Annotated in this window: 8 protein-coding genes; 6 read left to right on the top strand and 2 right to left on the bottom strand. The window is 46.9% G+C overall.

Annotated features, from left to right (window positions below):
• Window positions 1–51 precede the first annotated feature (51 nt).
• Genes acsA through H6F41_RS00790 form a run of 5 tightly spaced genes read left to right on the top strand, consistent with a single transcriptional unit; the run spans window position 52 to window position 5,449 of the window.
• Window positions 52–1,857, top strand: a complete 1,806-nt coding sequence (gene acsA, locus H6F41_RS00810; protein WP_190401564.1) for an acetate--CoA ligase — start codon at window positions 52–54, stop codon at window positions 1,855–1,857.
• Window positions 1,857–2,897, top strand: coding sequence for a pyruvate dehydrogenase (acetyl-transferring) E1 component subunit alpha (gene pdhA, locus H6F41_RS00805; protein ID WP_190401563.1), 1,041 nt, complete (start codon window positions 1,857–1,859; stop codon window positions 2,895–2,897). Before acsA ends, pdhA begins: the two co-directional genes overlap by 1 nt.
• A gap of 20 nt (window positions 2,898–2,917) precedes the next feature.
• Entirely contained in the window at window positions 2,918–3,940 is a 1,023-nt protein-coding gene (locus H6F41_RS00800; protein WP_190401708.1) for an alpha-ketoacid dehydrogenase subunit beta, read from the top strand.
• Window positions 3,933–5,162: a dihydrolipoamide acetyltransferase family protein gene (locus H6F41_RS00795; protein ID WP_190401562.1), complete on the top strand. Its 1,230-nt coding sequence runs from the start codon at window positions 3,933–3,935 to the stop codon at window positions 5,160–5,162. The genes H6F41_RS00800 and H6F41_RS00795 overlap by 8 nt, the downstream gene beginning before the upstream one ends.
• A 32-nt stretch (window positions 5,163–5,194) precedes the next feature.
• Window positions 5,195–5,449: an acyl carrier protein gene (locus tag H6F41_RS00790; protein ID WP_190401561.1), complete on the top strand. Its 255-nt coding sequence runs from the start codon at window positions 5,195–5,197 to the stop codon at window positions 5,447–5,449.
• 284 nt (window positions 5,450–5,733) lie between these two features.
• Here the strand turns inward: H6F41_RS00790 and H6F41_RS00785 are convergent, their stop codons facing one another.
• Both H6F41_RS00785 and H6F41_RS00780 read right to left on the bottom strand, forming a co-directional pair.
• Window positions 5,734–6,960, bottom strand: a complete 1,227-nt coding sequence (locus tag H6F41_RS00785; protein ID WP_190401560.1) for an FAD-dependent oxidoreductase — start codon at window positions 6,958–6,960, stop codon at window positions 5,734–5,736.
• A 63-nt stretch (window positions 6,961–7,023) separates the two neighbouring features.
• Window positions 7,024–8,565: a phytoene desaturase family protein gene (locus H6F41_RS00780; RefSeq protein ID WP_190401559.1), complete on the bottom strand. Its 1,542-nt coding sequence runs from the start codon at window positions 8,563–8,565 to the stop codon at window positions 7,024–7,026.
• Window positions 8,566–9,006: 441 nt separating this feature from the next.
• Here H6F41_RS00780 and H6F41_RS00775 point away from each other — a divergent pair, with 441 nt between their 5' ends.
• Entirely contained in the window at window positions 9,007–13,011 is a 4,005-nt protein-coding gene (locus H6F41_RS00775) for a magnesium chelatase subunit H (RefSeq protein ID WP_190401558.1), read from the top strand.
• Window positions 13,012–13,079: the final 68 nt, after the last annotated feature.

Here is a 13,079-nt window from a genome sequence, read left to right as displayed (position 1 = left end):
TGATTATCTATAGGTGCGAGTTTTCTATTTTTGCTCGGAGGTGAACTGAGTATGGACTGGAAACCCATTCACAAGCCCCAATCAGCAGGATCTACGCCGCCCAACTTGTCAGACTACGATACAGTGCGGCGTGATTTTTCTTGGGAAACGATCGCGAAGGAATTAACAGGTGCAAGCGATCTCCGTGGACTCCATCGAAATATTAATATTGCCGATATTGCGATCGAGCATCATGCCACAGAAGCTATAGCCCATCGCATTGCCCTGCGTTTTATTGATAAGGATTGGACAATTAGCGACTTTACCTATGGCGACCTGAAGGCGCACAGTAATCGCTTTGCTAATGTTTTGCAAGGCTTAGGTGTGACCAAAGGCGATCGCGTATTTGTCTTGGCAGGAAGGATTCCTGCGTTGTACATCGCCGCTCTTGGTGCATTGAAGAATGGCAGCGTTTTTTGTCCACTGTTTTCAGCCTTTGGTCCCGAACCAATTTATCAACGCATGGATCGCGGTGATGCCAAGGTGCTGATCACCACCAAATTACTTTACAAACAAAAAGTCGAGTCTTTGCGATCGCGATTACCCAAGTTGCAATACATTTTGTTAGCTGATGCGGAAGAAGATGTTGATGATGGCTTGCTGTCATTACCAAAACTGATGCAATCCGCATCGACGGAATTTCGCACCGTCGTGACAGAACCAGAAGACATGGCATTGCTACACTTTACCAGTGGCACAACGGGAATGCCGAAGGGGGCAATCCATGTGCATCAAGCGGTCTATATGCACTATATGACTGCTAAATATGTCCTCGATCTGCACCCCAATGATATCTATTGGTGTACTGCCGATCCAGGGTGGGTGACGGGAACTTCCTATGGCATTATCGCGCCGTTGACCCACGGCATCACCAGCATCATTGATGAAGCAGAATTTGATGCCGATCGCTGGTATAAAATTTTGGAAACCCAAAAAGTGACGGTCTGGTATACCGCTCCGACTGCGATTCGGCGCTTGATGCGAATGGATATGGAACCACGTCAACAGTATGACTTGAGCCATCTCCGTCTCGTTTGTAGCGTTGGTGAGCCGCTCAATCCTGAAGCTGTAGTCTGGGGTCAAGAAAAACTAGGTTTACCAATTCACGATAATTGGTGGCAAACGGAAACAGGCGGCATTGCGATCGCAAATTACGCGGTAATGGATATTCGCCCTGGTTCGATGGGTCGTCCTTTGCCAGGAATGGAAGCAGCCATCGTGCGGCGACATGAAGATGGCACGATGGAAATCATCGATAAACCGAATATTGATGGCGATCTTGCCTTGCGAACTGGATGGCCGTCGATGTTTCGGGGCTACCTCCATGATGATGCTCGCTATCGTAAGTGCTTTGTCAGTGACGTTCTGAATGATTCTGTAAGCGAAGCTACGGGTGACTGGTATATCACAGGTGACTTAGCGATGCGTGATGAGGATGGCTACTTCTGGTTTGTCGGACGTGAAGATGACATCATCAAAACCTCTGGACATATGGTTGGTCCTTTTGAAGTAGAAAGTGCTTTGATGGAACATCCTGCCGTTGCAGAAGCAGGAGTAATTGGGAAACCAAATCCCACAATTGGCGAATTGGTAAAAGCCTTTGTATCCCTAAAACCTAGCTATCAACCCAGTGAAACCTTAAAGCTTGATTTAATCGGGTTTGCCCGTAAAAAACTTGGCTCGGCGATCGCACCCAAAGAGATTGAATTTCAAGACAACTTGCCAAAAACCCGCAGTGGCAAGATCATGCGGCGCTTGCTCAAAGCCCGTGAGTTGGGCTTACCTGAAGGCGATTTATCGACATTGGAGACAAACTAATGAAGAGTAAAAATGCTGTGGAGCCGCCTGTGGCAAAGGCTCCCATAATTGATCCCGATCAGAGTCAGCATTTACGCGATCTGCTCCAGCAAATGTTGCGGATTCGGCGCTTTGAAGATCGCTGTGCTGAACTGTATAGCGCCATGAAAATTCGTGGTTTTATGCATCTCTACAACGGTGAAGAGGCGGTTGCTGTCGGTGTGATCCAAGCTTTAAAACCAGAGGATGCAATTATCGCCACCTATCGCGAACATGGACAGGCTTTGGCGCGAGGAGTATCCATGAATGCGGTGATGGCGGAAATGTTTGGCAAACTGGAAGGCTGCTGTCGTGGTCGTGGCGGATCGATGCATCTATTCGATCAGGCTAGCCGCTTCTATGGTGGTAATGCGATCGTCGCCAGTGCCTTGCCCATTGCCGTTGGTCTTGCCTTAGCCGATAAAAAGATGGGTAGAAACCAAGTTACCTGTTGCTTTTTTGGTGATGGAGCCGCCGCCGAAGGTGAATTCCATGAAGCCCTGAATTTAGCCGCCCTGTGGCAAGTTCCTATTCTATTTATTTGCGAAAACAACCAGTACGCTATGGGTACGGCGATTAGATTTTCGCACTCCGTGAATAACTTTCCCGAAAAAGCCCGTAGCTATGGCATCGATAGCCAATCGGTCGATGGTATGGATGTATTAGCAGTGGAAGCGGCGGCTCAAAAGGCGGTGGCGGCAGTGCGCGAAGGAGTCAAACCATTTTTCTTAGAATGCGTTACCTATCGCTTCCGCGCCCATTCTATGTTTGATGCTGAGCTATATCGTGATAAAGCTGAAGTGGAACAATGGCGACAACGCTGCCCGATCGCAAATCTCACCCAAAAACTGCAAGCTCAAGGGTTACTAAGTGATGCTGACCTCACAGCCATGCAAGAAGCCATCGATCGCGAAATTGAAACTGCGATCGCCTTTGCCGAAGCTGGTACTTGGGAACCCGTTGAGGACTTGACCCGCTTTGTTTATTCCGAATCGAGCGATCGGCAGGAGGTTTCAGTATGAACGCATTTACGGATATGTTTATGGAAACAGAACCCAAGGTCAATCCTGAAGCTCCCAAAACCATACATATCACCTATCGGGAAGCCGTACGTGAAGCGATGCGTGACGCAATGCGTAAGGATGAACGGGTATTCCTCATGGGTGAAGATGTGGGGCGCTATGGTGGTGCTTTTGGCGTGAGTAAAGGATTGCTGCAAGAATTTGGTTGCGATCGCATTATCGATACCCCCCTATGCGAATCAGGATTTACAGGTGCAGGGATTGGTGTAGCACTAGGCGGAATGCGTCCGATTGTGGAAATCATGACCGTGAACTTTAGTTTGCTCGCCGCCGACCAAATTCTCAACACTGCTGCTACTTATTTGCATATGTCAGGCGGCATGTTAAATGTGCCACTGGTAATCCGCATGGGTACGGGCGGCGGTAAGCAACTAGCCGCCCAACATTCCCACAGTTTGGAATGTTGGTATGCCCATATCCCCGGCATTAAAGTCCTCGTCCCTGCGGTGTTAGAAGATGCTAGAGGAATGCTCTGGACAGCTCTGCAAGATCCCGATCCTGTGCTGATATTTGAGAATACTTTGCTCTACAACATGGAAGGCGAAATTGCCGCCGATGCAGGAGCCGTGGACATCGATCGCGCTTGTGTACGTCGGGTTGGTCGTGATATCACCTTGATTACCTACAGCATGAGTCTATTTAAAGCCTTAGAAGCCGCCGAAACCCTTGCTCAAGAAGGTATTGACGCAGAGGTGATCGACTTGCGAACTTTGCGCCCCCTCGACGATGCCACAATTGTTGCTTCGATCGCTAAAACCCATCGCGCTCTGCTCGTAGATGAAGGTTGGCGCAGTGGCAGTATCTCGGCAGAAATTAGCGCAAGGATTATGGAACAGGCTTTTTATGAACTCGATGCGCCCGTTGAGCGTATTTGTGCGGTAGAAGTGCCAATTCCCTATGCCCATCACTTAGAGCAAGCGGCTCTGCCCCAAGTTGAAACGATTGTCAAAACTGTACGCAAAATGGTGAGTAAACATGGCTGATTTTTGTATGCCTAGTCTGGGCGCAGATATGCGAACAGGAACGCTAGTGGATTGGAAAGTCAAGCAAGGCGATCGCCTCAAACGTGGCGACATCATCGCTGATGTGGAAACCGACAAAGGGATTATGGAGATTGAAATCTTCATGGATGGCGTGGTTGAAGAGTTATTGCTAGAGACAGGGACAAAGGTTCCTGTGGGAACGGTGATGGCAAAAATCCACACTGAAGAGACTGTCAAAAATGAGGTTGTACCAGTCACTTCTTCAGCACCTTCTATACCTGCACCAAAAGAAATCTCTCAAGAGGTTTCTCAATCAACACCTGCACCTGCGATCGCAAAATCCGAACGTCTGCGCGTCTCTCCGCTTGCACGAAAACTAGCTACTGAATTGGGAGTTGACCTCACGACGGTCAAAGGTACTGGTGCTGATGGCGCAATTGAGAAAGCCGACATCGAACGGGCGGCGACTTTGCAAAAACAACCCGTATCTGCACCATCGCCAACTGTTATGCCGCCTGCCGAGAAACCTGCTGCTAAATCCACTTCTACCAGCGATTTTCAATCAGGAATGCGGCGAGCGATCGCGGCGGCGATGTCCTTAGCAAATCGGGATATCCCCCATTACTATTTGGAAACTCGCATCGATATGAGCCATCCCTTGCAATGGCTAGAAGCAGAAAATCAACGGCGATCGATTAAGGATCGGATTTTGCCCGTAGTCTTGTTGATTAAAGCCGTAGCCAAGTCCCTAGTGGATGTTCCTGAACTCAATGGCTATTGGGTCGATGATCATCTGCAAGTGCAGGAAGGTATTCATATTGGTTTTGCGATTTCCCTCCGTCAAGGTGGATTAGTCACCCCAGCGATCCACCACGCCGATCTAAAAAATCTTGACGAACTGATGACCGCGATGCGCGACCTGATCGCCCGCACCCGTAGCGGTCATCTCCGCAGTTCTGAGCTATCCGATGCCACGATTACACTTACCAATCTCGGTGATATCGGCGTAGAGAAAGTCTATGGTGTCATCTATCCGCCACAAGTGGCAATTATTGGTTTCGGCAAGATAGCGGAACAACCTTGGGCAGAGCATGGCATGGTCGGCGCTCGTCCTGTCGTGACTGCAACGATCGCAGGCGATCACCGTGCCACCGATGGCATGGTTGGCGCGAAGTTTCTACAAGCTTTAAATGCTCATTTGCAAGCAGTGGAAGCACTGTAATTAACTAGAAAATAATAAGAGGTGATTTCTCTATGACTATTACTAGCGAACTCCAAATTAAAGAAACCATCGGTAATCTATTGGGCAATATTGCGCCAGAAGCCGATCTCGATAGCCTTGGTGAGGACGAAGATATCCGCACCACTTTAGGCATTGATTCCTTTGATTTTCTAAACTTGTTAATTGGCCTCAGTGAGGCATTTAGCATCGAAATCCCCGAAGCTGACTACGGTAAATTGATTTCCCTAAAAGACATGATTAGTTATATTCAACGCAAATTGATTTAAGGTTGAAGTCGTTCTATTTTTGGCAGTTATGCTAATATATTAGTGGAGTCGTAGTAAACTTCTTTCACCATCAACCGTAGTAGTGATACTCCTTCTAAAGAGTAGAGCTAGACCACAATCTGGTAAAGAGACCGATGAGAGAAAATCGCTAACTTCTCCATTCCGAGTTCGCTTTAGATTGATCAATGGAGGTTATTCTGAAAAATCAAAACGACGGTTAAAGGACTATGTTCAGAGAGCATAGTCCTTTAATTTGTTTGAGCGCAAATCGCTGTAGACCGTGATTAGACCGCAACAGGGGAAAGTAATTCCGCAACTCGATAAGCAGATGCAATCGCACCCTCATGTAAACCATCACCAAGATAAGCCCCTGCATGATAGGTTTTGTTTTCACCATTAGTCTTTACAACTTCATCACGGTATCGAAAAGCAGCCGTAGTATAGAGCGGTGTATGATGTGCCTGTTTATGAATTAGTCGTTCTTTGGCAATTAAATCTTCCAGTTGAAATGAAAGAAAATAATGCTCTGGAGCTGTAAATCCACAAAGATCATTTAAGTAACTGTTGTATCCCCACTGATGATCGGTTTGGAAAAAGTCAAATTCGGAAGGATTATGAATGTCATGGCGATCATAAATGGATGAATCACAATGCACAATCGTATGCATATGATTCGCTTGCCATGCCGAAAACCGTCTGACCTCCGCTTCGGTGGGATCGCTCAGTAGCGCCAAGACCTGATCGGGTGGTGTCGCAAATACGACGCGATCAAATTTCTGTACTTGATCTTGCGATCGCAAAATACTGACACCATCATGACTGCGGGAAATCGATTGGATATCAGCATTTAGGACAACTTCGCCCTGAAAACGTTGGAGCATCTTCTCAATATAAGAATAAACGCCACCTTCCACCCTAAGCCACTTGACGGCAATATAATCGCGCAACATTGGCATAGCTAGTTCGGCAGGAAAATCGTCAATCAGCTCAAAGGGCATGGAATAGCTGTACATAGTCAATAGTTTCAGCCAAATATTACTGATGCTGTGATTGTGAACATACTTTGACATCGGCTGATCATAAAAGTCTTCCATCTCGGCAAATCTGGCTTCTAACCACAATCCCACGGAACTTGCATGAACTAGATCAAATCGGAGATATTCCAATAATTTTTGAAAACCCTGATAATTTTTATCAATGGTCGCGCCCGACAAAAAACGACTGCCATCCTTAGGAAATAGAGCTGAACCAACATTAATCGGTTTTAGCTCAACGCCTAGCTCCTGCATCAGTTTCACAAAGCTGTGAAATACGGTGGGAAACTCTAAAACACCACATTCCAACATGCGATCGCAATTCGATAAATTTGGCTGCACATTTTTGGTTAAGGTGCGAATGTGACCGCCCAACATCGGTTGTCGTTCAAAGACTGTGACCTGATGTTGTTGCTGATCGAGCAAGTAAGCGGTAGTCATACCGCTTGCACCACCACCGATGACCGCGATTTTCATAGCTAGACTCCAAATTACTTGTTTTTGAGATTACTTCCTCCGCTATGCGGAGGAAGTAAAGTATTAAGCTGTTAAAATTGCATCGCCCGATAATCTCTGATACAGCAGCGCTCCTGTCCAAAAGGTGGGCGCAAATCCGGGATAACCCGATGATGCATTACAGAAATAGAAATTCTTAAGCGAAGTTTCATGATTTAACCGCCCCAAACCCATATTGCGAGGCGTGAGACTAGAGCCGTAGGAATTACCTTGGGGACAACCACAAAAACGCTCATTAGTAGTGGGGCTACCCGTGACATGAAAGACCAGATGTTTCCTGAAATCAGGGATATATTGCTTCTCGACGACATCCACAATCGAATCAAAAATTTCCTGTTTCTTCTGATTGTAGGCTTTGCGATCGCGATTCAGTAATTGCTGAAAGTAGCCATAATTGGCAACGGTCAAAAATTCTACAATCTGGCAATCCTCTGGACAGTCGCCACCCACTTCCGTCAATAAAGTTGGTGTGGTAATCGCAAAGCTAGGATTAGAGAAGTCATGATGTTCATACATCTGCGTAAAGGACTCATTTAAACTCTCATGCCCCGAATGGAAAACATTCCAATTTCCAAATCCGTAGTTTCGCAGATCCAGATCTTTGACCACACAGTAAGCCATGTAGTTCGATGGCGAATAGTCATAATTGAGCTTTTGACGCACCGACTTCGAGAACTTTTCCTCACCTATCATTTTGGCGGCTTTTTTGGGGTCAATATTGCAGATGACATTCTTACCTGTAAATTCTTGACCTTCATGAGTGACGAGATTCATCGCCTCCACACCCGTAACACTGCGATCGCAAACCTTAAAACTAATCACCTCATGATTCAGCAACACTCGTCCACCGTGGGATTCAATCACCTTAACCAGTGAATTAATCACATGCTCAAAATGCTGTGTCGGATAAAATGCCCCCGACTGATAGCCCTTAAAAAGCGCGACCCAAGCATAGAAAGACAGTTGATTCGGAGGCAGTAAAAAATCTGGCCATTGCAGCGCCAACAGCGTTTGGGCAGCCTGTGGCAGTTGAAATTTATCAAATACATCTTGCAGCGTACTATTGAGATACTGAATTGCGCACAGCACTTCACGGGCATGTTTAAGCAGTTGCATCGGTCTCACAGGTGGCGCAAGATTTTTAAGACCAATGCTCGTCTTCTCCACTTCATGCACAAAACCACGAATGCGATCGCCAGCCTCTGGAAACAATTTAATCAATCGCTGAATCAATTCCTCAGGCTCAGACGGAATATCTAGGGCATAGCCCTCCATCCGCATATGATCAAAGCCATGAGGGTCATATCGCTCAAAGGTTACCTCTTGGTCTAGCCCCAATTTCTGGAGTACCCGATTTACCGTCTGACCTTCGCCACAATCCCAAACATAGTGAAATTGAGCATTGAAAGTATATTTCTTTGCCAGTGTAAAAGTATGCCCAAATCCACCAGGATGCTCATGGGCTTCTAGCATTTGCACACGCTTACCAGAATTTGCCATCAAAGCCCCAAAAACCAGCGCTGATAAGCCACTGCCGACAATCAAGTAATCGTAATCCGATCTCATATCCGATCTCATAACGAACTCCTTGCACTTCAGTTATTTTCTCGTAGCAATCTCCATAGTCTATAGCGAAGATTTTGTTGTGATCGCCGTTGGCAATTTCTTCACAACAACAAAACCCAAATTTTAAGAAGTCATTGCTGGTGACTGTGTATACCCCAGTGGCTTCTGACAGCTAATGGAAATCTCTGGATATCACTACAATAACTTTTACATTTCTTTATCACAAAGCTCACAAAATGTAACAAAATATAAACAAATCAATTTCAAATTATTGCATTTACTGCCCAAAATCAACCACTGCAATGGTTGTCTGGTATTAAATAGTGAATAGGTATAAATCTTTAATTGCCAATTGTTACGGTATGTAACAAAATTGACATCATATAACCAAACGCAATATATATCCCCCCAAAAATCAGGACAGTAATTTAAGGAGACTGCATGTTCACTTCTATGCCACCGATCGCAACCGTATCTGGTAGACGTATTATTCCCGAAAACTTACAGGGTCGGGTTTTAATGAAGTTGGTGTATGTGGTGCTTGAACCTCAGTACCAGAGCGCCATGTCGGCGGCTGTCAAGTCGATTAATAAAAATAATCCTAACCTAGCGATCGAGGTAAGTGGATATTTAATTGAAGAGCTACGCAGCCCTGAAAATTATGAGGCATTTAAAGAAGATATCGCGGCAGCAGATATGTTTATCGCCTCGCTGATCTTCATTGACGATATGGCAACCAAGATTGCCCAAGCAGTGCAACCCCACCGCGATCGACTAGCTGCCTGCGTTGTATTTCCATCCATGCCAGAGGTAATGCGTCTCAATAAATTGGGCAGCTTTAGTATGGAAAACCTAGGGCAGTCCAAAAGTGCGATCGCACAATTTATGCGGAAGCGTAAAGAGAAGTCGGGCAGTTCTTTCCAAGACAGTATGCTCAAGGTCGTACAGACTCTGCCCAAAATCCTCAAATACATGCCCATGGAAAAAGCGCAGGATGCTCGTAATTTCATGCTGAGCCTGCAATATTGGCTAGGCGGATCAACCGAGAACCTCGAAAACTTCCTGTTGATGCTTGCTCAAAACTATCTGCCCACCGCCAAAGAACGCGCCAAGGAAAATGGATACGAACGGGTACAGATTAAAGATCCCGTCACCTTTCTTGATATGGGGCTGTGGCATCCCCTCGCTCCTAAAATGTTTGAGTCCACAACCGAATATCTAGATTGGTTCAACAGCCGTACCGATATTCCTGACGAAATGAAAGATCCTCTCGCACCATGCGTGGGTCTGCTAATGGCAAGGACTCACCTAGTCACAGGCGATGACGCGCATTACGTGGCAATGGTACAAGAACTAGAATCCCTTGGTGCAAGAGTAATTTCCGTATTCAACGGAGGCTTAGATTTCTCGAAAGCAGTGGAAGAATATTTCTACGATCCCCAACAAAAAGATCGCGCAATCGTTGATAGCGTTGTCTCCTTAACTGGTTTTGCCCTCGTTGGGGGGCCCGCAAAGCAAGATCATCCTAAAGCGATCGAAGCTCTCGCCAAGCTCAACCGCCCCTACATGGTGGCACTACCCCTAGTTTTCCAAACTACTGAAGAATGGCAAGATAGCGACCTTGGTCTGCACCCTGTACAAGTTGCCCTGCAAGTTGCTCTACCCGAACTCGATGGCGGACTTGACCCCATCGTTCTCTCTGGTCGTGATAGTGCCACAGGTCGCGCCCATGCCCTCGGCGATCGCGTCGAGACTATCGCTAACCGTGCAATCAAGTGGGCAAACCTGCGCCGCAAACCTCGCCATGAGAAGAAGTTAGCAATCACCATCTTTAGCTTCCCTCCCGATAAGGGTAATATCGGAACTGCCGCCTATCTAGATGTTTTCTCTTCCATTCATAAGGTTGCGGAAGCATTGCGCGATAACGGTTATGACATTACCGATCTGCCGAAGACTTCCCACGAAATGATGACGGAAATCTTGCATGACCCTGAAGCAATGGTTGGTAGCCCCGAATTGAACATCGCTTACAAGATGCCCGTCAGTGAATATGAAGCCAACACTCCCTACGTTGATGCGATTACCGAGCAATGGGGAGCTGCTCCTGGACATCTCAACTCCGATGGACAGAACCTACTGATCTTCGGTAAGCAGTACGGAAATCTATTCGTAGGTGTGCAGCCCACCTTTGGCTATGAAGGCGACCCCATGCGCTTACTCTTTAGTAAGTCCGCATCTCCTCACCACGGCTTTGTCGCTTACTATACCTACCTCAACCATATTTGGGGAGCCGATGCCGTTCTCCACTTCGGTACTCATGGCTCAATGGAATTCATGCCTGGCAAGCAAGTCGGTATGTCTGGTGATTGTTACCCCGATAGCCTGATCGGTGGATTGCCTAATATCTATTACTACGCAGTTAACAACCCATCAGAAGGCACGATCGCTAAACGTCGTGGTTATGCCACAATCATCAGCTACATCACTCCTGCGCCCGAAAATGCAGGCTTGAGCCGCAACTTGCAAGAACTGAGTGAATTGATTGCGTCTTACAAAGACTTGCGTACAGGTGGTCGTGGCGTGCAGATTACCAACACGATCATGGACAAGGTAAGGTTGGTCAACCTAGACAAAGATGTGGCACTTCCTGAGCAAGATGCCAAGGAAATGTCTCTCGAAGAACGTGATAACGTCATCGGTCAGGTTTACAACAAACTGATGGAAATCGAATCCCGCGTTCTGCCATGTGGTCTGCATGTGGTTGGCGAACCTCCGAAAGTGGAAGATGTGACCGATGTTTTGACTAGCATCGCCAGCTTCGATCGCCCTGAAGACAACATGAAATCCCTTCTGCGAATTATGTGTGAAGCGATCGGTCGCGATATCGAACAGCTTTATAAATCCAGTGACAAGGGCATTTACGCTGATGTGGAACTCTTGGCAAATATTCGCAAAGCCGCTAATCAAGCCGTTGGTGCATTGGTCAAAGCCAAGGCGGATGACGATGGCAGAGTTTCCAAGCTCTCGGTTCTCAACTTCTTCCGCATGGGCAAAACTGAACCTTGGATCGAAATTCTCCAAGAAGCGGGTTATGGCAATGTCAATAAAGACGACATCAAGCCTCTATTTGAGTTCCTTGAGTTCTGTCTCAAGCAAATCGTTGCCGACAACGAACTGGGCGGATTGATTAAGGCTCTTGAAGGCGATTACATCCTGCCTAGTCCCGGTGGTGACCCAATTCGTAATCCACTCGTGCTGCCCACTGGCAAGAATATGCACGCGCTTGATCCCAACTCGATTCCCACGAGTGCCGCAGTCCAAGCAGCGAAAGCCGTAGTCGATCGTCTGTTAGAGCGTCAACGTCAAGACAATAATGGCGTTTATCCCGAAACGATCGCTGTCGTCCTCTGGGGAACCGACAACATCAAGACCTACGGTGAATCCCTTGCCCAAGTTCTCTGCATGATTGGCGTGAAGCCCATGCCCGATGCTCTTGGTCGCATCAACCGTCTAGAAATGATTCCCCTCGAAGAACTGGGCAGACCTCGCGTTGATGTCGTGGTTAACTGTTCTGGCGTATTCCGTGATTTATTCGTGAATCAAATGGACTTGATCGATCGCGCCGTGAGAATGGCAGCCGAAGCTGATGAGCCTTTGGAAATGAACTTTGTCAGGAAACATGCGATCGCCCAAGCGGAAGAGTTTGGCTTAACCATCAGTCAAGCTGCAACTCGCGTATTCAGCAACTCATCGGGTTCCTATTCCTCTAACGTTAACCTCGCTGTGGAAAACAGCACATGGGAAAACGAAGAAGAATTGCAACAGATGTATCTATCGCGCAAGTCATTCGCCTTCGGTGCTAACGTCAGCAACACGCAACAGCGTCAGCTTTACGAAGCCTCACTGAAAACTGTTGACATGACCTTCCAAAACTTGGATTCGTCAGAAATCAGTCTCACCGATGTATCTCACTACTTCGACTCTGACCCCACTAAGCTCGTTGGCAGTCTGCGTAAAGATGGTAAGAAACCAGCCTCTTTTGTTGCGGATACCACTACTGCAAACGCCCAAGTTCGCACCCTCACCGAGACAGTTCGCCTCGATACCCGCACCAAGATTCTCAATCCTAAGTGGTATGAGGGAATGCTCAAGAGTGGTTATGAAGGTGTGCGCGAAATCTCCAAGCGCCTTGTCAACACAATGGGCTGGTCGGCAACGGCTGGAGCAGTAGATAACTGGGTTTACGAAGATGTTAATGATGTCTATGTGAACGATAAAGAGATGTGCGATCGGCTCAAAAATCTCAACCCCAACTCGTTCCGTAAAATTGTTGGAACTTTGCTAGAAGTCAATGGTCGCGGCTATTGGGAAACCAGTGAAGAGAATCTGGATAGATTGCGTGAACTCTATCAAGAACTCGAAGACCGCATTGAAGGTGTAGAGTAAAGTAAAAAAAGGGGATAGTACAATTGCACTATCCCCTTTTTGCTACTCTTACCAATAAAATTCTTATA

Origin of the sequence: Pseudanabaena mucicola FACHB-723 (genome assembly GCF_014696385.1) — a bacterium.
Classification (GTDB): Bacteria; Cyanobacteriota; Cyanobacteriia; order Pseudanabaenales; family Pseudanabaenaceae; genus Pseudanabaena.
This window is presented reverse-complemented; position numbering and strand designations above follow the sequence as displayed.